General features: G+C 70.3%; 24 protein-coding genes. 10 read left to right on the top strand and 14 right to left on the bottom strand.

What is annotated here, in order from left to right:
* The first annotated feature begins 82 nt into the window (after positions 1-82).
* The 5 genes from GH747_RS20955 to GH747_RS20935 all read left to right on the top strand — a co-directional run bounded on the left by GH747_RS20955 (position 83) and on the right by GH747_RS20935 (position 5,132).
* Positions 83-1,069 carry a dihydrodipicolinate synthase family protein gene (locus GH747_RS20955; RefSeq protein ID WP_149771576.1) on the top strand — a complete coding sequence of 329 codons (987 nt, stop codon included), beginning with the start codon at positions 83-85 and terminating at the stop codon, positions 1,067-1,069.
* A 47-nt stretch (positions 1,070-1,116) separates the two neighbouring features.
* The gene (locus GH747_RS20950; protein ID WP_149771575.1) at positions 1,117-2,463 is read left to right on the top strand and encodes an ABC transporter substrate-binding protein; all 1,347 of its coding nucleotides are present in this window, start codon (positions 1,117-1,119) and stop codon (positions 2,461-2,463) included.
* Between the two features lie 76 nt (positions 2,464-2,539).
* Entirely contained in the window at positions 2,540-3,418 is an 879-nt protein-coding gene (locus GH747_RS20945; RefSeq protein WP_149771574.1) for a carbohydrate ABC transporter permease, read from the top strand.
* On the top strand, positions 3,399-4,343 hold the full coding sequence (locus GH747_RS20940; protein WP_149771573.1) for a carbohydrate ABC transporter permease: 945 nt from the start codon (positions 3,399-3,401) through the stop codon (positions 4,341-4,343). The genes GH747_RS20945 and GH747_RS20940 overlap by 20 nt, the downstream gene beginning before the upstream one ends.
* A gap of 3 nt (positions 4,344-4,346) precedes the next feature.
* Positions 4,347-5,132 (top strand): SDR family NAD(P)-dependent oxidoreductase, encoded by a 786-nt coding sequence (locus GH747_RS20935; RefSeq protein WP_149771572.1) that lies wholly within the window; start codon positions 4,347-4,349, stop codon positions 5,130-5,132.
* A gap of 59 nt (positions 5,133-5,191) precedes the next feature.
* On the opposite strand, the gene GH747_RS20930 is transcribed toward GH747_RS20935, so the two are convergent.
* Positions 5,192-5,608, bottom strand: a complete 417-nt coding sequence (locus tag GH747_RS20930) for a MerR family transcriptional regulator (protein ID WP_149771571.1) — start codon at positions 5,606-5,608, stop codon at positions 5,192-5,194.
* Positions 5,609-5,765: 157 nt separating this feature from the next.
* On the opposite strand from GH747_RS20930, the gene GH747_RS20925 reads away from it, so the two are divergent.
* Positions 5,766-6,689, top strand: coding sequence for an MBL fold metallo-hydrolase (locus GH747_RS20925; RefSeq protein ID WP_149771570.1), 924 nt, complete (start codon positions 5,766-5,768; stop codon positions 6,687-6,689).
* A complete protein-coding gene (locus tag GH747_RS20920) occupies positions 6,670-7,314 on the top strand; it encodes an RsmD family RNA methyltransferase (RefSeq protein ID WP_228553031.1) in 645 nt (214 codons plus the stop codon). Before GH747_RS20925 ends, GH747_RS20920 begins: the two co-directional genes overlap by 20 nt.
* Here the strand turns inward: GH747_RS20920 and GH747_RS20915 are convergent.
* The 4 genes from GH747_RS20915 to GH747_RS20900 form a co-directional block, all read right to left on the bottom strand.
* Positions 7,311-8,795, bottom strand: coding sequence for an MFS transporter (locus GH747_RS20915; protein ID WP_205603053.1), 1,485 nt, complete (start codon positions 8,793-8,795; stop codon positions 7,311-7,313). The two genes, GH747_RS20920 and GH747_RS20915, sit on opposite strands and share 4 nt — an antisense overlap.
* A gap of 104 nt (positions 8,796-8,899) precedes the next feature.
* Positions 8,900-9,322 (bottom strand): organic hydroperoxide resistance protein, encoded by a 423-nt coding sequence (locus tag GH747_RS20910; RefSeq protein ID WP_149771569.1) that lies wholly within the window; start codon positions 9,320-9,322, stop codon positions 8,900-8,902.
* Positions 9,319-9,795 carry a MarR family winged helix-turn-helix transcriptional regulator gene (locus GH747_RS20905; protein WP_149771568.1) on the bottom strand — a complete coding sequence of 159 codons (477 nt, stop codon included), beginning with the start codon at positions 9,793-9,795 and terminating at the stop codon, positions 9,319-9,321. Before GH747_RS20905 ends, GH747_RS20910 begins: the two co-directional genes overlap by 4 nt.
* A 115-nt stretch (positions 9,796-9,910) precedes the next feature.
* Positions 9,911-11,254: a lipase family protein gene (locus tag GH747_RS20900; protein ID WP_228553030.1), complete on the bottom strand. Its 1,344-nt coding sequence runs from the start codon at positions 11,252-11,254 to the stop codon at positions 9,911-9,913.
* A gap of 275 nt (positions 11,255-11,529) precedes the next feature.
* Here GH747_RS20900 and GH747_RS20895 point away from each other — a divergent pair, with 275 nt between their 5' ends.
* Positions 11,530-12,165, top strand: a complete 636-nt coding sequence (locus tag GH747_RS20895; protein WP_149771567.1) for a TetR/AcrR family transcriptional regulator — start codon at positions 11,530-11,532, stop codon at positions 12,163-12,165.
* 28 nt (positions 12,166-12,193) lie between these two features.
* Here the strand turns inward: GH747_RS20895 and GH747_RS20890 are convergent, their stop codons facing one another.
* Genes GH747_RS20890 through GH747_RS20875 form a run of 4 tightly spaced genes read right to left on the bottom strand, consistent with a single transcriptional unit; the run spans position 12,194 to position 15,777 of the window.
* Positions 12,194-12,598 carry a universal stress protein gene (locus GH747_RS20890; protein ID WP_149771566.1) on the bottom strand — a complete coding sequence of 135 codons (405 nt, stop codon included), beginning with the start codon at positions 12,596-12,598 and terminating at the stop codon, positions 12,194-12,196.
* Positions 12,595-14,229 (bottom strand): tripartite tricarboxylate transporter permease, encoded by a 1,635-nt coding sequence (locus GH747_RS20885; RefSeq protein WP_149771565.1) that lies wholly within the window; start codon positions 14,227-14,229, stop codon positions 12,595-12,597. Before GH747_RS20885 ends, GH747_RS20890 begins: the two co-directional genes overlap by 4 nt.
* Before the next feature lie 34 nt (positions 14,230-14,263).
* Positions 14,264-14,773, bottom strand: coding sequence for a tripartite tricarboxylate transporter TctB family protein (locus GH747_RS20880; protein WP_149771564.1), 510 nt, complete (start codon positions 14,771-14,773; stop codon positions 14,264-14,266).
* Complete coding sequence (locus GH747_RS20875) at positions 14,770-15,777, bottom strand: Bug family tripartite tricarboxylate transporter substrate binding protein (protein ID WP_149771563.1); 1,008 nt, start codon at positions 15,775-15,777, stop codon at positions 14,770-14,772. Before GH747_RS20875 ends, GH747_RS20880 begins: the two co-directional genes overlap by 4 nt.
* Before the next feature lie 134 nt (positions 15,778-15,911).
* Between GH747_RS20875 and GH747_RS20870 the strand changes: the two genes are divergently transcribed.
* Together GH747_RS20870 and GH747_RS20865 are read left to right on the top strand one after the other, a co-directional pair.
* Positions 15,912-16,802 carry a LysR family transcriptional regulator gene (locus GH747_RS20870; RefSeq protein ID WP_149771562.1) on the top strand — a complete coding sequence of 297 codons (891 nt, stop codon included), beginning with the start codon at positions 15,912-15,914 and terminating at the stop codon, positions 16,800-16,802.
* 104 nt (positions 16,803-16,906) lie between these two features.
* On the top strand, positions 16,907-18,280 hold the full coding sequence (locus tag GH747_RS20865; RefSeq protein ID WP_240466224.1) for an enolase C-terminal domain-like protein: 1,374 nt from the start codon (positions 16,907-16,909) through the stop codon (positions 18,278-18,280).
* A 13-nt stretch (positions 18,281-18,293) separates the two neighbouring features.
* Here the strand turns inward: GH747_RS20865 and GH747_RS20860 are convergent, their stop codons facing one another.
* From GH747_RS20860 to kdgD, 5 genes are read right to left on the bottom strand one after another with little or no spacing between them, the layout of a single operon-like run.
* Positions 18,294-19,055 carry a sulfite exporter TauE/SafE family protein gene (locus tag GH747_RS20860; RefSeq protein ID WP_149771561.1) on the bottom strand — a complete coding sequence of 254 codons (762 nt, stop codon included), beginning with the start codon at positions 19,053-19,055 and terminating at the stop codon, positions 18,294-18,296.
* Positions 19,052-20,029: a 2-hydroxyacid dehydrogenase gene (locus tag GH747_RS20855; RefSeq protein WP_205603052.1), complete on the bottom strand. Its 978-nt coding sequence runs from the start codon at positions 20,027-20,029 to the stop codon at positions 19,052-19,054. Before GH747_RS20855 ends, GH747_RS20860 begins: the two co-directional genes overlap by 4 nt.
* A complete protein-coding gene (locus GH747_RS20850) occupies positions 19,990-21,198 on the bottom strand; it encodes an L-talarate/galactarate dehydratase (protein ID WP_276208368.1) in 1,209 nt (402 codons plus the stop codon). The genes GH747_RS20855 and GH747_RS20850 overlap by 40 nt, the downstream gene beginning before the upstream one ends.
* A 38-nt stretch (positions 21,199-21,236) precedes the next feature.
* On the bottom strand, positions 21,237-22,829 hold the full coding sequence (locus GH747_RS20845; RefSeq protein WP_149771559.1) for an aldehyde dehydrogenase (NADP(+)): 1,593 nt from the start codon (positions 22,827-22,829) through the stop codon (positions 21,237-21,239).
* Entirely contained in the window at positions 22,829-23,743 is a 915-nt protein-coding gene (kdgD, locus tag GH747_RS20840) for a 5-dehydro-4-deoxyglucarate dehydratase (RefSeq protein WP_149771558.1), read from the bottom strand. The genes GH747_RS20845 and kdgD overlap by 1 nt, the downstream gene beginning before the upstream one ends.
* Positions 23,744-23,855: the final 112 nt, after the last annotated feature.

Raw genomic sequence — 23,855 nt, 5'->3', positions numbered from 1 at the left:
GACCCGGGAGTCTTAGTATCTCATTACGCGAAAACATTTTCGAAATAACGAAACTTCAACGCAGATTGGGCACCGAGAGCAGATGACGATCGACGCAGGTCCGCAGACATCGACCGCAGAGCAGGAGAGCGTCACCGCCGACGCGGCTGCCCTCGTCAAGGGCGTCTCGCCGGTGTTGGAGGTCCCGTTCACGGATCGGGGCGAGATCGACGAGGAGGGTTTCGCCCGCGTCGTCGACTACGTGGTCGGCACCGGGGTGAGCAGCATGATGTTCCCCGGGTTCGCCTCGGAGTTCTACAAGCTGACCGAGGGGGAGCGCGCGAGGCTCCTGGCGATCCTGCTCGGCATCACCGGTCCGAGGCACGACGTCGCCGCGATCGTCGCGGTCCAGGACCACGCGACCGTCCTCGCTGCGACGCGTGCCCGTGAGGCGGTCGACGCGGGGGCCGACCTCATCAACCTGCTTCCCCCGTACCTCCTCTCGCCGTCACGTGCCGCGATCGTCGAGCACGTCGTCGCGGTCCTGGAGGCGGTCGCGCCGACCCCGGTCGTCCTGCAGTACGCGCCGTCGGAGACGGGGACGAGTCTCGACGCCGGGATCCTCGCTGGCCTCGCCGCGAAGCACGCCAACCTTCGGCTCGTGAAGGTCGAGTCGAGCCCGCCCGGTCGCCTGATCGGCGAGCTCGCCGAGCTGCAGCCGCCGCTGGCCGCGATCGAGGGGTACGCCGGCGTGCAGCTGCCGGACGCGTGGCGTCGCGGAGCGGTCGGGACACAGCCCGGCTGTTCCTTCACCGAGATCTACGTCCAGATCTGGAGCCTGCTCAGCTCGGGCGAGATCGCCGCCGGGGAGGACCTTCACCGACGGCTCCTGCCGTTCATCTCGTACTGGATGCTCGACACCGAGCTCATCATCGCCGCCGAGAAGCGCATCTCATTCCGTCGCGGGCTCTTCGCCAGCGACTTCTGTCGCGGACCGGCACACAAGCTCGACGCAGAAGAGCTGCGTCGGATCGAGGTCTTCCTCGAGGAGTTCTCGGACCTGCTGCCAGATCTGTCCCCGCGGCATTGACGACAGCCCAACTACTGGCACACCAACGAAGAAGGGGAGGACCTGCAGTGTTTGCACTACGAAAGCTGTTGGTCGTCGGGGCGGTCGTCGTTCCGATGATGACGCTGGCGGCATGTGGTTCCGGGGGCGACGACCAGCCCGACGCTCCCGCAGCGTCGAGCTGGCAGAGCGAGATCGAGGGCGGGCCGATCGAGGTCGGCGTCCTGCCGGCGACGGGCACTCCGTCCTTGGCGTTCCTGGAGAAGATCGCCGACTCCATGGCGACCGACATCTCCGGCACCGACGTCAAGCTCACGTTCGCCAACACCGAGGCGCGTCCGGCGCTCGAGCAGCGGTGGCGGTCCGGTGACGGCCTCGACGTCGACTACACGATGTTCGACGGCACGAACGACGCCCTGCTCGCATGGGCGGACGACGGCAAGCTCCTCGACCTCCTGCCGTACCTCGAGCAGGAGGACGAGACGACCGGCGCGCCGTGGATCGACTCGTTCTCGCCGGCCGTGCGGCAGTTCATGGAGCACCCGGAGAGCAAGGGGATCTACGGCGTGCCCTCGGAGCTCTCGCTCCAGGTGCTCTTCTACAACGCCAAGATCTTCAAGGACAACGGCATCACCCCGCCGGCGACCTGGGACGACCTGACGGCCGCGGCGACGAAGCTGAAGTCCGCGGGCGTCGACCCGATCGCCGTGACCGGGCTGTTCGAGCCGTACATGGGGATGTGGACCGACAACCTGTGGATGCGCACCGTCGGCTACGACAAGGTGCACGAGGTGCTCATCGAGGGCAAGGGCAGCATCACCGACGATCCTGGCTTCCTCGACGGCCTGACCAAGATGCAGGAGCTCCGTGACCAAGGAGCGTTCCTCGAGGGCTTCGAGGGCACCGACTTCACCGCCGCGCAGGCCCAGTTCTTCCAGGGCAAGGCGGGGATGATCCTGATGGGCAGCTGGCTCGTCAGCGAGATGAAGGACGTCATCCCGGCCGACTTCGACCTCGGTGTCATCGCGTTCCCGACCGTCGACGGCGGCGCCGGCGACCAGGCCGGGATGATGGCGGCCGCCCAGCTGATGTCGGTGAACGCCGAGAGCGAGAACATCCCGCTCGCGCTCGAGTGGGTGCGACGCGTCACGAGCGTCGAGACGCAGACCGCTCGCGCCGAGGAGATCGGCGAGGTGTCGGCCGTCAAGGACGTCCCCAGCCCTCCGGGACTCCCCGGGATCGCCGAGGTCGTCGGCAGCGCAGACCAGCTCTATCCCGCCTACTACGGGATCCTGCAGTCCAAGGCGAGCGAGGTCGTCTACCCCGAGATCGCCAAGCTCGTCTTCGGCAAGCAGGACGCCGAGGAGACCCTGGCCGCACTGGACGAGGGTCTGAAACGGGTCTACGGGAACTGACCCCTGCGTTTCCGTCCGCTGTCGCGGGTCCCCGGGATCGAGGACCCGCGACAGCACCCCACTCAACGGAGGCTCCATGCTCAGGAAAGCCCAGCGACGGATCATCGTCCCGTTCCTGCTCCCGGCGTTCGTGCTGTTGGCGCTCTTCTTCCTCTACCCGCTCGCCCGGACCGTCGACCTCTCGCTCAACGAGTTCAGTCGTACGGGGTCCATGACGTTCGTGGGGACCGATCAGTACGAGCGACTCGTCGGCGACCCGGATTTCATGAACGCGTTGAAGAACACGTTCCTCCTGACGATCATCGGCGCGCTGATGCTCTTCCCGCCGGCCGTGACGATCGCGTGGGCGCTGTCCCACCGTCTGCGCGGCGAGCGGTTCTTCAGGTTCTTCGTCTTCGCGCCCGTCGTGCTGTCCGTCGCCGTCGTGTCGATCATGTGGAAGTTCCTCTACCACCCGACGCTCGGGCTCATCAACCCGGCGTTGAAGGAGGTGGGGCTCGGTGCGTTGGCGAAGACCTGGCTCGGTGACCCGGCGACGGCACTTGCCGCAGTCACGTTCGTGTCGGTGTGGCACGGGATCGGGATCTGGGTCGTCCTCCTGTGCGCGGGCTTCGAGCGGCTTCCGAGCGACGTCCTCGAGGCCGCGCGGATCGACGGTGCAGGCGAGGTCCGCATCCTGTTCAGCATCATGCTGCCGATGCTGGCCGACCTGCTGCGCATGCTGCTCGTGCTCTGGGTGGTCCAGAGCTTCCAGGCCTTCGCCTTCATCTACATCATGACCGGGGGCGGTCCGTTCGGATCCACGGACACCGTCGGGACCCTCATGTACAGAGTCGCGTTCGACCAGGCCGACTTCGGGTACGCGGCCGCGATGGGTGCGGTGCTCGTCGTGCTCATGCTGGTCATCGCGAAGATCCTCAACAAGGTGATGAAGCGTGACGAACTCCAGTACTGACGTCCTCCAGCCCGCAGCGGATCCGCGTCCGCTCGCCGCCGAGCCGCCGCCCATCCGACGTCCCCGGCGGAGGCGGACGAAGGAGCGTCCAGCGCCGTTCCGGACGTACCACCTGTTCTTCTACCTCCTGCTCGGCAGCATCGTCGTCTCGACGGCGAGCGCCTTCGCGTGGGTCTTCAACGTCTCGATGAAGACGAACCGCGAGTTCCTCGGCACCTCGCCGTGGGAGCTCGCCGAGGGGTGGCGCTGGGAGAACTACGCCAACGCCTGGAACGGCGCGAACATCGGCGCGTACTTCGGCAACAGCCTGTTCGTCAGCATCACGGCGACGGTGCTCGGGGTGGTGGTCTCGGTCGTCGCCGCCTACCCGCTCGCCCGGGTCCAGTTCCGGTTCAACGGCGTGGTGCTCGCGGTGTTCCTGATGGGTCTGATGATCCCGTGGATGGTGACGTTCGCGCCGCTCTACAACTTGATGCAGGGCTTCGGGCTGCTCGACAGCCGGATCGGGCTGATCCTCGTCTACGCCACGTACAACCTGCCGTTCAACGTCTTCGTCCTGACCGGGTTCATGCGGACGTTGCCGTACGAGCTGGAGGAGGCCGCCGCGATCGACGGCGCGTCGCCGACCCGGACCTTCGTGTCCGTGATCTTGCCGCTGATGGGACCGGGGGTGGCGTCGGTGGCGATCATCAGCTTCCTCCAGAACTGGAACGAGTTCTTCTACGCGTTGCTCCTGATCCACACCCCCGAGAAGATGACGCTCCCGCTGGGTCTGTTCCAGCTGGGCCAGGCAGCGAACTACGGGACCAACTGGGTCACGCTGTTCGCCGGGATGATGATGACGGTCGCGCCGGTCCTCATCGCGTTCGCGCTCCTCCAGAAGCAGATCACCAAGGGCCTCACTGTGGGCGCCCTGAAGGGATGACTCATGGGACACGCCATCGTGACCGGTGCGGCCGGTGACATCGGAGCCGAGATCGCCCGTGCGATCGTCGCCGACGGCCACCGGGTCGTGCTCGCCGACCGGGACCTGGACGCCGCGCGCGCGGTCGCGCGAGACGTGCCGGGCACCGAGGCGGTTGCTCTCGACCTGAGGTCGGCCGACTCCGTCCGCACGGTTGCCGACGACTTCCTGACGCGCTTCGGCGCGCCGGACTTCCTCGTCAACAACGCAGCGGTCTGCACCAACGTCGGCTTCGAGTCGATCGACGAGGCGTCGTGGTCGGAGGACCTCGACGTCGTCCTGGGAGGCGCCTTCCGCATGTCGCAGGCGTTGCTCCCCGCGATGCGGTCCGCAGGTCGCGGTGCCGTGGTCAACGTCGCCTCCGTCAACGGCCACGCGTACTTCGGGAACGACATGTACAGCGCGGCCAAGGCTGCCCTGCTGAACCTGACCCGGTCGCTCGCGGTCCAGTACGCACCGCACGGTGTCCGGGTGAACTCCGTGTCCCCGGGAACGATCGCGAACGCCGCCTGGCAGCGTCGCCTCGCCGAGAGTCCCGACGCGCTCGACCGGGCGACGCGCTGGTACCCGAGCGGCAGGGTCGGCACGCCGAGAGACGTCGCCGACGCCGTCCACTTCCTGCTGTCGGAACGCGCGGGCTGGATCACCGGCGCCGACCTCCCGGTCGACGGTGGGCTACTCGCCGGCACGCGCGGGCTCGCCGACGACATCGGCGCCGCGTCGGTCGTCCCGCCGGGCCAGGCAGGCTGAGCGCACTTCTGGCTCACCGCGCGCCGCCCGCCGGTCACAGGCGCCGTCGGCTCCGCCCGTCAACCCGATCGCGGTGCGCTGAGGCTGCTCGGACGCGCTCGTGCCAGCAGGCCGGAGCACTCGTCGCACTCGGACACGACCGGGTGGGTGCAGGTGACGACGTGGGAGAGGAACAGGTCAGCCAGCTCGAGATCGGCGACCTGGGCGGCGATGCTGGCGCGTTTGGCGGCGATCATGCCGAGGCGTTCGGTGCGGTCCGCGGCGGCGAGGTCGCGGATCTCGGCGAGCGACAGCCCGGCGCGCTGGCAGATCTGGATCATCCTCGCCTCGGCGATCGTCTGATCGTCGTAGACGCGATGACCCGACGGGAGGCGCGGCGGTCGCAGCAGGCCGACGTCCTCCCAGTGGCGCAGGACGTGCGCTGCGATGCCGAGCACGTCGGCCGCGTCGCCGACCCGCATCTCCGTGTCGGACATCGAGATCGCCCCTTTACTTCAGGTCGACCTGAAGTTATAGCGTCACGTCATCGATGGTCAACCCCGACGACGGAAGGCGGTCACTCCGGTGCCCGATGACGTTCGAACACCCAGTCTCGCCGCATGCTGTGCAGCCGGTGCAGGTCTCGTGAAGGGCATGGTGCGTCCGCGCCGGCGTGACGAGAGGTTCCTCCGCAGCCTGACCGACGCGGGCCTCCCGCGTGCGACCCGCACCGTCGCCATCACGCCGTTGCGCCAGATCGCTCGTCCGGTCCCGACGCGGATGATCGTGGAGGGGCGTCGGAGTCCCCGCCGGATCCCGAACGCCCTGCAGTCGTTCGTGGTGACCCACCCCGAGGCCACGTTCCTCGTCGACCCGAGCCTGTGCCTCGACGCCGACCGGCGTGCCGTCGCGCAGCTGCCCGCGGTCCTGCGAGCCGTGATGAGCCCGCCTGGACGCACCGTCGCAACGATCACTGCGCTCCGTGAGCTCGAGCCCGCGCCCGCGCTCGACTTCGCCCTGCCCACCCATGCGCACTGGGACCACGTGTGCGGCCTGCTCGACCTCCCCGACCTGCCGGTGCACCTCCACACGCGCGAGCGCGACTGGGTCATGGGCGGACGGATCGCACCGGTCGGAGGCGTTCGCGACGCGCTGCGCGGTCGTACGACCGTCTCGTACGACCTCGACGGGCCGCCCGTGCTCACGTTCGGCGCGAGCCACGACCTCTTCGGCGACGGGTCGGTCGTGCTCGTCGACCTCGCCGGTCACACGCCCGGAAGCGTCGGCGTCCTGCTGCACACCGAGGCCGGACCGGTGCTGCTCGCCGGTGACGCGGCATGGCACGGCTACCAGGTCGAGGATCTCCGCCAGAAGTCCGCGTTTCCCGGCGGGCTCGCTGACGAGGACCGCGACGAGACCTTCCGTACGCTGCACCGCCTCCACGCCGTCCGGGAGCGCCTGGCGATCGTCCCGACGCACGACCCGGACGCGGCCCGGCGGCTGACGACGTCGGAACCGGCGATCGGTGGCGCGCCAGTCGTCCCTGCAGAATCGAGGCGTGAGCACCCGACTCGTTGAGACGATGCCCTTCGGCCATCTGACGATCGCCTACGACGGCTCCGTGCTGAGTCCGCGTCCATGGACCGTGCGCCAGTCCGAGCTCGCGGTCGAGGTCGGTGCGCGGTCACCGGTCGGACCCGTGCTGGAGCTGTTCGCCGGCGCCGGACAGATCGGACTGCTCGCCGCGTCGCAGATGCAGCGCGACCTGGTCCAGGTCGACGTGAACCCGGACGCCTGCGCGTTTGCGAGCGCGAACGCGCAGGCCGCTCGACTCGACGTGGCCGTGGACGTCCGCTGCGGCGCTCCGGAGAGTGTTCTCGACGAGACGGAGCGGTTCCCGCTGATCATCGCCGACCCGCCGTGGGTCCCGAGCGCCGAGATCGCCCGCTTCCCGAAGGATCCGGCGCTCGCCATCGACGGCGGGGCCGACGGGCTCGACCTCGTCCGGCACGGCCTCGACGTCATCCGTCGCCACCTTGCCGCCGGAGGGCACGCGGTCGTGCAGGTCGGCCCGGATGAGCAGGCCGACACGCTGGTCGACGAGGTGGTCGCCGGCGGGGGACTCGACGCGGTGGCGACCGAGCGGTACGAGCGCGGCTCCCTGGTCGTGATCCGGCGGAGTCCGTCGGTCGAGCGGGGCTAGTGCGAGGCCGTCGCCGAGGTCGGCAGGGTGTGCACCGGGGAGGCCGCGGCAGACGCGGCGTCGTTGAGCGTGCCGCGTGCCTCGCGGTGCCGCTTCATGAGGACGCCGAGCAGAACGCCGGCGAAGCTGAGCCCGGCCATGACCCAGGAAGCGGCGGCGAGTCCGCCGGCAAGCGCCTCGCCGTTCGTGTGACCGGCGTCGGTGCGGTTGGTGATCACGGCGGCGTTCACCGTCGCGGCGACCGCGGTGAAGACGGCGGCTCCGACGTAGCGGGCCATGTTGGAGACACCGGACGCCGCGCCGACGTCCTCGGGCTCGACCGCCGCCGTCGCTGCCGACGAGGCGGGTCCGTTCGACATGCCCATGCCGACGGCGATCGCGATGAGCGGGAGCAGGAACGCCATGTAGCGCCAGTCCGCCTGGGTCAACCCGACCACGGCGAAGCCCACGCCGGTGATGAGGAAGCCGAGCGAGACGACCTGACGACCGCCGATCTTGCTCGCCATCTTCGGGACGAGTGGCGCGACGACGACGAGTCCGACCGTCGCGGGGAGCGTCGCGAGCCCGGCCTGCAACGGCGTGAAGCCGAGAGCGGCGGGGTTCTGGAAGTAGAGGCTGAGCAGGTACATCAGCGCGTTGATCGTCCCGGCGCCGATGAGGATCGCGATGGTGGCGCCGACCAGCGTCCGGTTGCGCAGCAGTGCGAGGTCGAGCAGTGGCACGCGGACGCGCTTCTCGACGGCGACGAAGGCGAAGCCGGCGGCAACCGCGACGACGACGCACCCGATGGTCGCCGCGCTGAACCATCCCCAGTCGCTGCCCTTGCTCGTCGCGAGCAGGATCGGGCTGAGCGTGAGCGCGACGAGCACGGCGCCGCCGTAGTCGATCGACTTGGACCGGGTCTCGTCGCGCGACTCCGTGACCGTCGCGTAGGTGAGCACCATGCACGCGATCGCGACCCCGGCGTCGATCCAGAACAGGCCCTGCCAGCCGGTCAGGTCGACGAGGACGCCACCGAGCAGCGGCCCGGCAGCGGCTCCCACGGCAGCTGCTGCGCCCCACAGGGACACGGCGCGGAGCTGCGCCTCGCCCGAGTTGGCGACCGACAGGAGGCTGAGCCCGCACGCGAGGATGGTGGCGCCGGCAGCACCTTGGATCAGGCGGCCGATGATGACCATCTCGCCGGTGTTGGCCAGCGCGATCAGGATGCACGAGACCACGAAGAGCGCGAGGCCGAGCTGGAAGATCCGCTTGCGCCCGAAGACGTCGCCGAGGGCGCCTGACGTCACGATCACCGCGGCGCCGACCAGCGAGTAGCCGGTCACCGCCCACTGCAGGGTGTCAACCGACGTCCCGGTGTCCTCGCTGATGGCGGGGAGCAGGATGCTCACGGCCGAGGTGTTGGCGTTCACGACGAGGGTCGACAGGCAGGTCGCCGCGAGCACCCCTCCGGCCTTGGTGGTCGCTGCGTCAGTCGTCACGGGCACACGCTAGCGGCGTGCGGAGACGGCCGCATCACGATGCGAGCGCCGATGGGTGTACGGGGTCGGGGCGACGCCCACGCGTCGCCCCGACCCCGGGGTGCTCAGTCGTCGGTGACGACGAGCGTCACGTCGATGTTGCCGCGGGTGGCGTTGGAGTACGGGCAGACCGCGTGCGCCTTCTCGGCGAGCGCCTCGGCGGTCGCGTGGTCGACGTGGGGGAGCGTGATCTCGAGCTCGACCGCGAGGCCGTACCCGCCGTCGTCGTTCGCGCCGAGGGACACGCGGGCGCCCACCGTCGAGTCGGAGACGTCGGCCTTCGCCTGGCCGGCGACCAGACGCAGCGCCGAGTGGAAGCACGCCGCGTAGCCGATGGCGAACAGCTGCTCGGGGTTCGTGCCGTCGCCGCTGCCGCCCATCTCCTTGGGGATCGCGAGATCCACCTCGACGCGTCCGTCAGAGGAGCGGCCGAAGCCGTTCCGTCCGTCTCCGGTCGCGAGGGCTTCGGCGGTGTAGAGGGGATTCATGCAGGGTCCTTTTGGGGGGACGGGTCGTGCGGGGTCGGATCGTGTCGGGACGCTTCGAGGGAACGGGTGAGCTGTTGGACCGCGTGGACGAGGTCGTACGACTCGCTCGCGCTCAGCCCGGTCGCGGCCCAGGCCTGTCGGGGGACGTCGCTGGCACGCTCTTGGAGGGCGCGGCCCTCGCGCGTGAGGACGACGTCGACGACCCGCTCGTCGGCGGTCGACCGGACGCGACGCACCACGCCGTGCGCCTCGAGCCGCTTGAGGAGAGGGGAGAGCGTGCCGCTGTCGAGACGGAGGCGTTCGCCGAGGTGGCCGACGCTGATGCGCTCCTCCTCCCAGACCACGAGCATCACGAGGTACTGCGGGTAGGTGAGGCCGAGGCCGTCGAGCAACGGACGGTACGACGCGGTCATCGCGCGCGACGCCGAGTACAGCGCGAAGCACAGCTGCTGGTCGACGGTCGGCATGGCCATGTCTCCTGTATAGCGCGCAATCAAGTTGTGCACAACCAAATGTGGACGGGCAGGGCATGGCGACGCCCCTGCGCCGAGGGGGTCAGTGCAGGGGCGTCGCTGGTCGTCGGTCAGGTCACGGCATGACCGGGACCCTCCAGCAGTTGGAGACCGTCCACCTGCCCTGGAGCCGGTCCTCGATCCAGTCGAGCGCCGAAACCTGGTCCTCGATCAAGGGGAGGAAGTGGTTCGTGAGCACGACCTTGTCGCCGAGGTTCGGCAGGTAGATCGGGTGGTAGGTGACGTCGGCGCCCTTCTTGCACCAGTCGACGGCGAGCTGCCGTGCCTGCCCGTGGGGCACGGTGTCGTCGGCGACGCCGGTCGCGACGCGGACGGGCGTCGCAGGCTTGAGGCGGCCGATGCGCTGTGCGTCGACGGCCGCCTTGATGACGGGCTCCCGCGCGACGACCTCGCTGAGGGAGATGCCCTGCTTCGTCCAGTCCTTGGTCTTCGCGAAGGGGTAGCCGAAGATGCCGTCTCCGACGCACGTCGTCGAGATGTCGGCGAGCGCCGCCCGTCCCTTGTCGTTGGTGTAGGTGTCGATCAGGGGACGCAGCTCCGGGTACGTGTGCGCGAGCCCGTTGACCGTCCAGCCTGCGGCGGCGGCGAGAGCGCTGCCGTCGATGCCGGGGAGCGTACGAGCGAGGTCCGCCGGCGGCGCACCCACGTACGCGCCGGCGAGCTTGATCTCGGGTGCGTACGTGGGCTGGAGCTCGGCGGCCGCACCGGTCGCGCCGCCGCCCTGGCTGTAGCCGTACAGGCCGACCGGGGACGCCGTCGTGACCGAGGTGTTCGGAAGCGCCCTCGTCGCGCGGACCGCGTCGAGGACGGCGTGCGCCTCGTCGAGGCGGTTGACGTAGGTGTGGACGCGGTCGGTCGCGCCGAGACCGGCGTAGTCGGTGACCGTGACGGCGATGCCGCGCGACAGCAGCCGGTACGCGGCGAGGTTCTCGTAGCCGACCGACACGGTGATGCCGTCGCTGAGCCCGAGCGTGAGCGGGTTCTCGAGGGCGAGCGACGCGGCGCACTGGTCGCCCTGGCCCATGGTGCCGGGGGCGAGGACGACGAGCGGGCGCGCACCGCCGCCGGTCCAGCGGGCCGCGGGCTCGATGTACGCGGCGGTCACCGCGACCGGCTGTCCGTGGGTGTCGGTCGACTTGTACATCAGCCGGGTCGCGGTGCCGGGCAGCTGGCGGCCGTCGAGGCCGGGGAGGCTGAGCCCGAGCTTCAGCGGCTCCGTGCGGACGAGCGCGCCGTTCGCGGCGGGGAGCGTGGACGGTGGGTTGTAGAACGTCGGGATCTTGACGCCTCGGGAGACGACCTGGTCGCCGTCGTCAGCCGAGGCGGGGGCCGCCTGGACGCCGACGAAGGCGAGTGCGGACAGGGCCGCGACCATGCCTGCGATGCGCAGCTGCTTCACGAGTGACTCACTCCTGTGGGTGGTGGGCGCCCGCTGATCGGGTCGCCTGGACGTGCGACGGAGTGCGTTCACCCGCGGTGGCGGGGTCGGCGCAGCTGTCCGGACCGGCCCGCAACCCTGGGGTCCCTCCTGCGGGCGGTCACGTCGGGGCTTCGATGTTGCCCGGACGTTACTGACTGGTAACGGAGTGTAGGACTTTGTGACGCTCAGTGACAAGAGGTGTGGCGCCGCGCTCGCTAGGCTTTGTCCGTGCTGACGGGACGGAGGACCACCCTGTGACCGACGAGGTCTCGCCACCCGCCCGGACACGCACCGGGCGTCCGCCGCGGTCGGAGCAGCAGAAGGGCGAGCTGCGTACGCGCGTGGCGCACGAGGCGGTCCGCCTGTTCGCCCAGCGGGGCGTGACCGCCACGACCGGCGAGGCCATCGCCAGCGCTGCCGGCATCTCGGTGCGCACGCTCTGGCGGCACTTCCCGAGCAAGGAGAGCTGTGTCCGGCCGTTCCTGGACGAGGCTCTGACCGGTGCGGCCGAGCTCCTGCGTCACTGGCCGGCCGACACGTCGCTCGTCGACTTCCTGCGGCAGTGCTACGCCGCCGGCGTGATCACGCCTCCGGGCGACGAGCTCCTGACCGTGCTCGCGCTGATGCACCGCGAACCAGCACTTCGTACGGTCTGGCTCGAGGTGCACGAGGATGCGCTGCCGGTGTTCGCGGAGCTCCTCGCCGCGCGCTGGGGAGCGTCTGCCCGCAGCCTCGAGGTCCGCGTGCACGCGGCGACGCTCAACGGCGCCCTACGCGCGGCCGTCGAGGAGTACGAGCGAGACGCCGATCCGCGCGAGGATCCGACCGCGTGCATCTTCGCGCACCTCGACGCCGCGCTCAGCGCCGCCTCGCGCGGCTTTCCGACCTGAGGCTCTCCGACCTGAGGCGCGTACGCCCTCAGGCTCGGCGGTCGGCCGGCTTCACCGCGAGCACGGGGATCGTGATGTGCAGCAGGATGCGCTGCGCGGTGCTCCCGAGCAGCAGCTTGCCGACCGGCGAGCGTCGCTTGATGCCGATCACCAGCACGCTGGCGCCGACCTCGGCTGCGACCTCCTCGAGGACCGGGACGAGGTCCTCGTGGTGCGGGGTCTGACGCAGGTCGAGCTCCACGCCCGCCTCGTCGGTGCGTCGGCGGAGCGCCGCGGCGCGGTCGTCGGTCACCAGGTGGGCGTCCACCGGGGCGCCGGGCCGTGGCGAGTTGAGCACGACCAGCGGCTCGCCACGGTGCGCGGCCTCCTCGACCGCCGCCTCGAACGCGGCGTTGCCCTCTGCTGTGTCGACGTAGGCGACGAGGACGGTCATGGCTGCTCCTTGCGGGTGGTGTGTGCGACGGGGGTGTCGGTGTCTGCGGGGCCGCGGTCGGTGGTGTCGTCCGCGCCGGTCGCACTGTCGTCGTCCGCGCCGTCGGTGCCGTCGGTCCCCGACGGGTGCGCGAGCTCGGCGTCTGCGGCCTTGCGCCACCGCCAGGCGAACGCCGCCAGGGGGAGGAGCACGACGATGAAGAAGGCAGCGAACAGGACGCCGGAGATCGGCCGGGTGACGAAGCCCGACACGTCGCCCTCGAAGAGGATGAGGGACCGCCGTGCGTTGGCCTCGAGCAGCGACCCGAGCACGAAGGCGAGGACGAGCGGGCCGGGCTCGAACCCGAACTTCTTCATCAGGTAGCCGAGCAGGCCGAAGACGACGACGAGGAAGATGTCGAACGTGCTGTTCGCGACGGTGTAGACGCCGATCAGCGTGATGAGCACCGTGATCGGGGCCAGGATCGACCCACGGATCTGGAGGATCTTCACGAACAGGCCCACCAGCGGGATGCTCATGATCAGCAGCAGGATGTTGCCGATGTACATCGAGTTGACGACGCCCCAGAAGAGCTCAGGGTTGTCCTCGACGAGCTGAGGTCCAGGGGTGACTCCCTGGATGAGCAGTGCGCCGAAGATGACGGCGATCGTCGCGTTCGCAGGGATGCCCAAGGTCAGCAGAGGGATGAAGGACGACGTCGCTGCCGCGTTGTTCGCGGTCTCGGGGGCGGCGACACCCTCGACGGCGCCCTTGCCGAATCGCGACGGGTCCTTGGCGACCTTCTTCTCGACGCCGTACGCGGCGAGCGAGGAGAGGACCGCCCCGCCGCCGGGCAGGATGCCGAGGACGAAGCCGATGACCGAGCCGCGTCCGATCGCGCCGGACGACTGCTTGAGCTCCTTGCGCGACGGCCACACGTTGGCGACCTTGGCCGGCGGCCGGCTCGCCGCGTCACGCTGCTCGAGGTTGTAGAGGATCTCGCCGAGGCCGAAGACACCCATCGCGATCGGGACGAAGTCGATGCCGTCGGCCATGGACAGCGAGTCGAAGGTGAAACGCTCGGCGCCGGTGAAGCCGTCGCGGCCGACCGTGGCCAGAAGCAGACCGATGCAGGCGGCGACGACGGCCTTGAGGCGGCCGCCGTTGCTCACCGTCGCGACCAGGAGGATGCCGAGCAGTGCGAGCGCCGTGTACTCCGGCGGGCCGAAGTCGAGTGCGAACCCGGCGATCAGGGGAGCGAGGAACGTCAGCGCGATGATCGAGACGGTGCCGCCGACGAACGACCCGATCGCGGCGATGCCCAGCGCCGTGCCCGCCTTGCCCTGGCGCGCCAGCGCGTACCCGTCGAAGACCGTCACCACGGACGACGCCTCGCCTGGCAGCCGTAGCAGGACGGACGTGATCGTGCCGCCGTACTGGGCGCCGTAGAAGATGCCGGCGAGCATGATGATCGCGGTCACCGGCTCGACCGCGAACGTCAGCGGCAGCAGGATCGCGATCGTGGCGGCGGGGCCCAGCCCCGGCAGGACGCCGACGAGCATGCCGACGAGCACACCGATCAGGCAGTACAGCAGGTTCTCCGGCTGCATCACGACGCCGAAGCCGTCGATCACCGGGCTGATTGAGTCCATGGGAGTTCTCCGTGGCCGTCAGGTGCGGGCCGGGTCAGAAGAGGTGCGGGATCGAGACACCGAGGGCGAGCACGAAGATGAGGTAGAACACCACCACCATCAGCACGCTGCCCACGATCGACACCCGCCAGCTCTCGCGGCCGAGGAAACGGAGCCACACGAACGCGAGGAGTGCGGCGGGGATCTCGAACCCGATCACGCCGACGACGAGGGCGAAGGGCACCATCGTCGCCAGCGCGGCGAGCACGGTGAGGCTCGAGCGACCGAACTGCTCGGCATCGTGGGTGGAACCGGCCCGCACAGCGAGGGCGATGCCCAGGATCGTCAGCGTGGCGCTCACGACCAGGGGCCAGGACCCGGCATCAGGCTCGCCGAGCGAGCCTGCGCCGAGACTGAGCGACATGAGGATCCCGGCGACACCGAACGCGATCACAGCGCCGGCGGCGATCAGGTTGGCGACCGGTCCGGCAGCGGGAGGCTTGGACTCCTCCCACTCCGCTGCCAGCTCCTCAGGCGTCAGCGCCTCGCGTGCGGGCTCGGTCACGAGGCGTCACCCATGTCGATGTTGTACTCCTCGACGAGTGCGGCGTACGAGTCACGCGCCTCGGTCCACTCCTTGACGACCTCGTCACCGCTGATCTCGTGCGGGGTGAGGAGCTGGCCCTCGTTGAACTCCTGGTACGCCGGGTCGTCGAAGGCGGCCTGGAAGGCCTCTTCGAGGCGGTCGATCGTGGCCTCGGGGGTGCCCTTCGGGGCGACGATCGCGCGGTACTGGGAGACCGGCACGTCGTATCCGGACTCGATCGCGGTCGGCACGTCCTCGAGGTACTGGTTGCGCTCCTTCGAGAAGACGACGAGCGGGGTGAGCTTGCCGGCCTCGATCTGGGGGTACGCCTCGCCGAGCTGGATGCTCGCGACGTCGACCTGCTCGCCGAGGACGGCGGTCATCGCGGGCGCGCCACCGTCGAACGGCACGTCCTCGCCGGCGACCCCGGCCTGGTTGAAGAGCAGCTGCGACGACAGCTGGCTGCCGGTGCCGACGCCGGTGGTGCCGAAGTTGACCTTCTTGCCCGACTTGATCAGGTCGTCGACCGTCTTCCACCCCGACGCGGGGTTGGCGACGAGCACGTAGTCGTCCTGGGAGATGCCGGTGACGACCTCGTAGTCCTCGATGTCGACGACCTCGTCCTCGGAGACGGCGAGCGGGGTGATCGCGATCAGGGAGGCGTTGATGACCATCAGGTTCTGGCCGTCGGCCGCCTTGCCCTCGAGCTCCTTCGCGGCGACCGCACCATTGGCGCCGGGCTTGTTCACCACGGGCATGGACTCGTCGAGGTCCTTGGCAGCAGGGTCGGCGAGCGCGCGGCCGATCAGGTCGGTGCTGCCGCCGGGGTCCTGGCCGATCGTCAGGGTGACAGCGCCGTCGGGGAAGTCCTCGCCGGAGGACTCCTCGTCGCCACCGAGGTTGCCGCCGCACGCAGCGAGGGAGGCGGTCAGGAGGAACGCACCTGCTACCGCTCCGGTCCGGGTGAGTGTTCGACGCTGCATGGGATCTCCTTCGTGCGGGGAGTTGATCGGGGGCCTGTGACCGCGATCACTACGGGGGTCTTTGTGGAGCGTAGGAGCCGTCAGTCATGCATGTCCAAGCCCGATCCTGCATCGAGTGATACCCTCCGGGCACCATGTATTCGTTCGAGCAGCTGCGTGGATTCGTGGCCGTCGCCGAGGAGCTCCATTTCGGGCGGGCCGCCGAGCGCCTCAACATGACCCAGCCTCCGCTGAGCCGGATGATCCAGAAGCTCGAGCGCGAGATCGGTGTCCGGTTGTTCGACCGGGACAACCGCGGCGTCGCGATCACGACGGCCGGCGCGGCCTTCCTCGTCGAGGCCAAACGGCTCCTCGCCCTCGCGGAGAGCGCCCCCGACCTCGCCCGGCGCATCTCGCGCGGCTCGGTCGGCACGGTACGGATCGGATTCACGGCCGCTTCAGCGTACGGGGTGCTCCCCGGGCTGCTCGACCACCTCTCGCGGACGGTGCCCGACATCGACGTCGACCTGTACGAGATGGTGACGCGGGAGCAGATCGAGGGCCTGCTCACCCATGGCATCGACCTGGGTCTCGCACGCCCGCCGTTCGACCCCGACGAGTTCGGCAGCCGGCTGCTGCGCCGCGAGGAGATGGTGGTCGCCGTCCCGACCGGCCACCCGTTGGCGGATCTGGAGCGCCCGCTGCGCCCGGAGGACCTCCAGGCCGAGCCGTTGATCATGTACTCCACTACCCGCGCCCGCTACTTCTACGACCTCGTCGTCGGGATCGTTCCGGTCTTCCACGAGAATGTCGTCCACTCCGTCAGCCAGGTGCTGACGATCGTGTGGCTGGTCAGCGCGCGACGTGGGGTGGCGTTCGTCCCGCGTTCGACGACGCTGCTCGGGATCGACGGCGTCGAGTACCTGCCGCTGGTCACCGAGCCCCGTCGTCCCGTCGAGCTGCACCTCCTCTGGCCGCGCGACTCGCAGAACCCCGCCCTGCACGCGGCGCTGCGTGCGCTCCAGACGCTGCCGGTGGAGGACTGAGCGATATCGCTCGGGTATCGCCCCATGTTCGGTTCGTCTTGGACACGCAGCGCGGCGCCTTCCTAGGGTGAGGAGGTCCCTCACCCCGACGAAGGAACGCCACTGTGACCACGACCGCCCGTCCCGCTGGAGATTCCGTCGAGCCCGGCTACGGCGCTGTGCCGACGGTCGCCCGCGTCGAGGTCGTGCCGGTCGCCGGCCACGACTCGATGCTGCTCAACCTGAGCGGTGCCCACGCGCCGTACTTCACGCGCAACGTCGTCGTGATGACGGACAGCCTCGGGCGTACGGGGCTGGGTGAGGTGCCGGGTGGCGAGGACATCCGGCGGACGATCGAGGACGCGGGCCGTCTGCTCCTCGGAGCGCCGGTCAGCCGGTACGCCAGCCTGCTGCGCGGCGTCCAGGAGACGTTCGCCGATCGCGACGCGGGCGGACGCGGCCTGCAGACGTTCGACCAGCGCGTGACCATCCACGCCGTCACCGCGCTCGAGTCGGCGCTGCTCGACCTGCTCGGGCAGCACCTCGGAGTGCCGGTCGCGGAGCTCCTCGGAGAGGGGCAGCAGCGCGGCAGCGTCCCGATGCTCGGCTACCTCTTCTACGTGGGCGACGCGTCCGCGACGGACCTGCCGTACGTCGTCGAGGACGACCCGGCCGACGACTGGGAGCGTGTACGCCGTCAGCCGGCGCTCGACCCCGCCGGCGTCGTACGCCTCGCCGAGGCCGCAGCCGCGCGCTACGGCTTCCACGACTTCAAGCTGAAGGGCGGTGTGCTGCCGGGGGAGCAGGAGATGGACGCCGTCCGTGCGCTCGCCGACCGCTTCCCCGATGCCCGGATCACGCTCGACCCCAACGGCGGCTGGCTGCTGGAGGACGCGGTCGCGCTGTGCCGAGACGCCGGTGACGTGCTCGCGTACGCCGAGGACCCGTGCGGCGCGGAGGGGGGCTTCTCGGGCCGCGAGACGATGGCGGAGTTCCGTCGCCGTACGGGCCTGAGGACGGCCACCAACATGATCGCGACCGACTGGCGGCAGATGGCCCACGCCGTGCGCTCCCACTCGGTCGACATCCCTCTCGCCGACCCGCACTTCTGGACCATGCGCGGGTCGGTGCGCGTGGCGCAGCTGTGCGACGACTTCGGCCTCACGTGGGGGTCGCACTCCAACAACCACTTCGACATCTCGCTCGCGATGTTCACCCACGTCGGGGCGGCCGCGCCGGGCGAGATCACGGCGCTGGACACGCACTGGATCTGGCAGGACGGGCAGGCGCTGACACAGAACCCGCACCAGATCCGCGACGGCGAGATCGAGGTGCCGGATCGCCCCGGCCTCGGCCTCGAGCTCGACCGGGACGCCCTCGACGCGGCGCACGCGCTGTACGAGGAGCACGGACTCGGTGCCCGTGACGACGCGGTCGCGATGCAGTTCCTGATCCCCGGCTGGGAGTTCGACCCGAAGCGTCCGGCCCTCGTCCGCTGACGCGGTCGCCGGCTCAGCCGAGGGCGAGGTGCACGGCGAGCGCGAGACCGGCGACGCCGATCGCGTACCGCAGCGGGCGCTCCGGCGTGATCCTGACCAGCGCCGGCCCGATCACCCCGCCGACGGTGGCACCGAGGCCCAGCGCGAGGACCGCCGGCCAGTCGACCGGGGCGAGGATGACGTACGCCAGCGCGGCGACGCCGTTCGCGGCTCCGGTGTAGACGTTCTTGGTCGCGTTCACGACGGCAAGGCGGTCGCGGTAGCGCACGGCGAGGACGGCGAGCGCGATGACACCGACGCCTGCACCGAAGTAGCCGCCGTACACGCCGACGAGGAGCAGCACGACGACCCATCCCGGTGACCACGACCGGGCGCGTCGCGTGGACCGGGCGCGACGGCGGTCCGTCCACGCGACGATCTGGTCACGGGCGAGGATCAACACGGCGCCGAGGGCGACGAGCCCGGGGACGACCCGTTCGAAGGTCGACGCGGGAGCGGAGAGCAGCAGCGCCGCGCCGAGGAGCCCGCCGACGGCGGAGAGCGCGGCCAGGCCCGCGACGCGACGCCCCTGACCGCGCAGCTCCGGCCGCGAGCCGACGATGCTGCCGACCGTGAGACCGAACAGGGCGACGGTGTTGGTGACGTTGGCCTCGAGCGGGTCGAGCCCGACGGCGAGGAGGGCGGGATAGCTGGCGATCGACGCCAGCCCGGCCATCGATCCGAACAGGCCCGCCGCCACTCCGGCGACGACCAGGAGCGCGAGGTCCGCGGTCATGGTGCGGCGGCCACCCAGGGCGTACGGGCGCGTCCGTGGCGCAGCCAGTCCTCGACGTTGGCGACGAGGAGGTCGTCCATCGCGGCTCGTGTCTCCTCGGTCGCCGATCCCATGTGGGGGAGGAGCACGACGTCCTCGCGTTCGAGCAGGGCCGCGGGGACGTACGGCTCGTCGAGGTAGGTGTCGAGGGCGGCGCCGGCGATGCGTCCGTCCTTCAGCGCATGGACCAGCGCGGACTCGTCGACGACCGTTCCGCGGGCGACGTTGACGAGGTAGCCGTTCGGGCCGAGCGCGTCGAGCACCTCGGCGTCGACCATCGCCGTCGTCCCCGGGCCGCCGGGCACGGTCACCACCAACGAGTCGGCCCAGGTCGCGAGCTCCAGCGGCGACGAGGCATAGCGGTAGAGCGAGCCTTCGACCCGACGACGGCTGTGATAGCCGACCTCGCACCAGAACGCGTCCAGCCGCCGGGCGACGGCAGCGCCGATCCGCCCGAGCCCGAGGATGCCGACGCGGGTTCCGGAGAGCCTGCGCCCTAGCGGGTACGGGTCGCCGGCCGTCCACGCACCCGAGCGGACGTGCCGGTCGCCGGCGCTGATGCGACGTCGTACGTCGAGCAGGGCGCCGACGGCGAGGTCGGCCACGCAGTCGTCGAGGACGCCCGGCGTATGCGAGACGGTGACGCCACGCGCAGCGGCAGCATCGAGATCGACGTGGTCCAGACCGACACCGTAGCTGGCGACGAGCTCGAGCGACGGGAGCGCGTCGAGCATCGCGTCGTCGACGGTGATCTTGTTGGTGACGACAGCGATGCGCGTGCCCGGTCCCGGCTCACCGACCACGGCGCCGTCGTCCGCGCGGATCCGCTCCACGACACCACGCCGGAGCCGGCCGAGGAGGGCGACCTCGACCGGCTCGTGGAGCGTACGCGTGCTCAGGGGCGCTTTCCGAACTCGGCCGTGCCCACCGTCCACGCACGAGCCTGCTCGCTCAGGGTGAAGCCGAGACCCGGCCGGTCGGACACGTACATGCGGCCGTCGCGCGTCTCGAGCTGCTCGTCGAACAGCGGGTCCAGCCAGTCGAAGTGCTCGACCCAGGGCTCGATCGGGTACGCCGCGGCGAGGTGCAGGTGGATCTCCATCGCGAAGTGCGGGGCGAGCTCCAGCTGCTTGGCCTCCGCGTACGCGGCGAGCTTCTGGAACTGCGTGATGCCGCCGATGCGCGGGGCGTCGGGCTGCACGACGTCGGAGGCACCGGCGTCGATGAGGCGCACGTGCTCGGCGACGCTCGCGAGCATCTCGCCGGTCGCGATGGGTGTGTCGAGCGCCCGAGCGAGGTTCGCATGGCCCTCGGCGTCGTACGCGTCGAGCGGCTCCTCGATCCACACGAGCCCGAACTCCTCGAAGATGCGGCCCATGCGCATCGCGGTCGCGCGGTCCCACTGCTGGTTGGCGTCGACCATGAGGGGCACGTCGGGATCGAGGGCTTCGCGTACGGCGGTCACGCGAGCGACGTCCTGGCGCCAGTCGGGCTGCCCGACCTTGAGCTTGATCGCACCGATGCCCGCCTCGAGTGAGCGGCCGGCGTTCTCGATGACCTCGTCGATCGGCGTGTGGAGGAAGCCGCCGGAGGTGTTGTAGGTCCGGACGGAGTCGCGGTGCGAGCCGAGGAGCTTGGCCAGCGGCAGTCCCGCCCGCTTGGCCTTGAGGTCCCACAGGCTGACATCGATGGCGGCGATCGCCTGCGTCGCGAGCCCGCTGCGCCCGACGGAGGCGCCTGCCCAGGTGAGCTTCGTCCAGATCTTGCCGATGTCGCTCGGGTCCTCGCCGATGAGCACCGGCGCGATCTCCTGCGCGTGCGCGAACTGCCCCGGGCCGCCGGCGCGCTTGGAGTAGGAGAAGCCCACCCCTTCGTAGCCCTGCTCGGTCGTGATCTCGGCGATCAGGAAGACGACCTCGGTCATCGGCTTCTGGCGGCCGGTCAGCACCTTGGCGTCGCTGATCGGGACCGCGAGCGGGAGGACGACCGACGAGAGCTTCACGTGGGCGATGCGGTCGATGGTGGCGTCCGCCTGCGCGGCGGCGATCAGGGCGGCGTCGGGGGAGCTCAGCGCGCTGACGGGATGGATGTCGGAGGTCGGCACGGCTGCTCCTCGTGGTGCGGGTCGGACGTCGGCGCGAGTCATTCGGGGCGCCCGTCGATGCGGCGGAAGATGTGCTGGACGTTGTCGTCGCGGAGCTCGGTCGGCAGGAGGTCGTCGGGGAGGTCCTGGTAGGCGACCGGGCGCAGGAACCGCTCGATCGCGCGCATCCCGACCGAGGTGGTGCTGGGTGCCGAGGTCGCGGGGTACGGGCCGCCGTGGACCATCGCGTGCCCCACCTCGACCCCGGTCGGCCAGCCGTTGAGGATGAGGCGTCCGGCGATCAGCTCGAGGTGCTCGAACAGCTCGCGGGCGGTGCCGTGGTCGCTCTCGTCGGCGTGGACGGTCGCGGTCAGCTGACCCTCGAGGGTGTCGGTGATCGCGACGAGCTCGCCGGCGTCGGCGACACGGACGACCAGGGACGCCGGGCCGAACATCTCCTGCTGGAGTTGCGGCTGGGCGAGGAAGTCGGCGCCGCTCACGTCGTACAGGGTGGGTGTGCCCGTGCAGGCGATCGACGCGTCTGCGGTGCCGGACCCGATCGGGCGTACGCCGTCGCTGCCGGCGGTGCGTGCGGTCGCGGCTTCGAAGGCGCCGGCGATGCCCGCACTGAGCATCGGCACGGACGCGACGTCGGCGACGGCTGCCTTCGCGGCGTCGACCAGCGCGTCGGCGCCATCGCCGTCGATGACGAACAGCAGCCCGGGCTTCGTGCAGAGCTGGCCCGCGCTGCCCGTCACCGAGGTGACGAACGCGGATCCGATCGCCGCGGCCCGGTCGGCCAGCGCACCCGGCAGGACGAACACCGGGTTGACGGCGGACATCTCGGCGTACACGGGGATCGGGACGGCGCGTCGCCGGGCGATCTCGACGAGGGCGAGGCCGCCGGCGCGGGAGCCGGTGAAGCCTACGGCCCGGATGCGCGGGTCGGCGACGAGCGCTCCGCCGAGCTCGTTGCTCGTGCCTTGGAGCAGCGAGAACGTGCCCTCGGGGAGGTCGTGCTTCTGGACCGCTGCGCGGATGGCGCGCCCGACGATCTCGGAGGTGCCGGGGTGCGACGGGTGCGCCTTCACGACGACCGGGGCCCCGGCGGCCAGCGCGGACGCGGTGTCGCCGCCCGCGACGGAGAAGGCGAGCGGGAAGTTGCTGGCGCCGAAGACGGCCACCGGACCGAGGGGCACCGACCGCTGCCGGACGTCCGGCTTGGGCAGCGGGCTGCGGGACGGGTCGCCGGGATCGATCCGTGCCTGCAGCCAGCTGCCCTCGCGCAGCGTCGCCGCGAACATCCGCAGCTGGCCCGTGGTGCGCGCGGTCTCACCCGCGACGCGGCCCGCGGGGAGCCCCGTCTCTGCGATCACCCGCTCGGCGAGCAGGCTGGCGCGCGCCTCGATCTCGTCGGCGATCGACTCCAGGAACGCGGCACGCTGCTCCGGCGTCGTACGGCGGTAGTCGCCGAACGCCGCCCACGCGAGCGTCGTCGCGCTGACGACCTCGTCCGGTCCGCACTCACCGAAGGCCGGTTCGAGCGCGGCACCGGTCGCAGGGTCGTACGCCTGGAAGGTGCCGCCCGCGGTGCCGGTGACGTCCTCGGCTCCGACGAGCGAGCTGCCGGTCACGTCTGCGAGGTCTGTCATCAGCTCACCTTCTTCACGAGTGCGGCGAGCTCGTCGAGCTCCCCTGCGGTGAGGTCCGTCAGCGGGGAGCGGACCGGGCCCGCGGGGCGTCCGACGACCTTGAGACCCGCCTTGATGATGCTCACCGCGTAGCCGGCCTTGCGGTTGCGCAGGTCGCAGTAGGGGATGACGAAGTCGTTCAGTGCGGCCACGACGTGAGCCTGGTCGCCTCGGCGTACGGCGTCGTAGAAGTCGATCGCGAACCCGGGGAGGAAGTTGAAGATCGCCGACGAGTACGTGGTGAGGCCTAGGCTCAGGTAGGGGAGCGCGAACAGCTCGGCCGTCGGCAGCCCGCCGACGTAGAGGAGGCGGTCGCCGAGCGCCGAGTAGATGCGGACCATCTGCTCGACGTTGCCGACGCCGTCCTTGAAGCCGACGAGGTTCGGACACGCGTCGGCGAGTCGAGCAACGGTGTGCTCGTCGTAGACGGCGTTCGCACGGTTGTAGATGATCACGCCGAGGTCGGTGGCGTCGCAGACGGCCTTGACGTGGGCGTACAGGCCGTCTTGGCTCGCCTCGGTGAGGTACGGCGGGAGCAGCAGGATGCCTGCAGCGCCGGCCCGCTCGGCCGACTGCGCGAGCTCGACGGCGGTCGCGGTGCCGTACCCGGCGGGGGCGATGACTGGGATCTCCTCCGGTGCCTCGTCGACGGCGGAGCGGACGGCCTGCTCGACCTCGGCCGGGGTCAGCGAGAAGAACTCGCCCGTGCCGCCGGCGGCGAACAGGCCCGCGGCGGGGTACTCCGACAGCCATCCGATGTGCTCGCGGTAGGCCTTCTCGTCGATCGTCAGCTCCTCGGTCAGGTGCGTGACGGGGAACGACAGGAGGCCCGACCCGAGGCGGGCGGCGACATCGGTGGGTGAGAGCTGCGACACGGTGGCTCCTCGGCCGGGGACAGGACGTGTCTCGACCCTAGGAAGCGGGAGCGATTCTGGTCTAACACTATCTAGGGATTGTCCGATACCCCGCGAGCATTACTTGCGGTCC

Source organism: Mumia xiangluensis (assembly GCF_010994095.1).
Lineage (GTDB): Bacteria > Actinomycetota > Actinomycetes > Propionibacteriales > Nocardioidaceae > Mumia > Mumia xiangluensis.
Note: the sequence above shows the minus strand (reverse complement) of the source record. Positions and strands in the feature narration are given on the sequence as shown.

Coding starts and splice junctions, on each gene's coding strand:
- GH747_RS20930 (WP_149771571.1), bottom strand. CDS start 5,608: ATGTCCGACACGGAGATGCGGGTCGGCGACGCGGCCGACGTGCTCGGC.
- GH747_RS20870 (WP_149771562.1), top strand. CDS start 15,912: ATGTATTCGTTCGAGCAGCTGCGTGGATTCGTGGCCGTCGCCGAGGAG.
- GH747_RS20935 (WP_149771572.1), top strand. CDS start 4,347: ATGGGACACGCCATCGTGACCGGTGCGGCCGGTGACATCGGAGCCGAG.
- GH747_RS20890 (WP_149771566.1), bottom strand. CDS start 12,598: ATGACCGTCCTCGTCGCCTACGTCGACACAGCAGAGGGCAACGCCGCG.
- GH747_RS20905 (WP_149771568.1), bottom strand. CDS start 9,795: ATGGCCATGCCGACCGTCGACCAGCAGCTGTGCTTCGCGCTGTACTCG.
- GH747_RS20860 (WP_149771561.1), bottom strand. CDS start 19,055: ATGACCGCGGACCTCGCGCTCCTGGTCGTCGCCGGAGTGGCGGCGGGC.
- GH747_RS20925 (WP_149771570.1), top strand. CDS start 5,766: ATGGTGCGTCCGCGCCGGCGTGACGAGAGGTTCCTCCGCAGCCTGACC.
- GH747_RS20955 (WP_149771576.1), top strand. CDS start 83: ATGACGATCGACGCAGGTCCGCAGACATCGACCGCAGAGCAGGAGAGC.
- GH747_RS20845 (WP_149771559.1), bottom strand. CDS start 22,829: ATGACAGACCTCGCAGACGTGACCGGCAGCTCGCTCGTCGGAGCCGAG.
- GH747_RS20875 (WP_149771563.1), bottom strand. CDS start 15,777: ATGCAGCGTCGAACACTCACCCGGACCGGAGCGGTAGCAGGTGCGTTC.
- GH747_RS20885 (WP_149771565.1), bottom strand. CDS start 14,229: ATGGACTCAATCAGCCCGGTGATCGACGGCTTCGGCGTCGTGATGCAG.
- GH747_RS20910 (WP_149771569.1), bottom strand. CDS start 9,322: ATGAATCCCCTCTACACCGCCGAAGCCCTCGCGACCGGAGACGGACGG.
- GH747_RS20945 (WP_149771574.1), top strand. CDS start 2,540: ATGCTCAGGAAAGCCCAGCGACGGATCATCGTCCCGTTCCTGCTCCCG.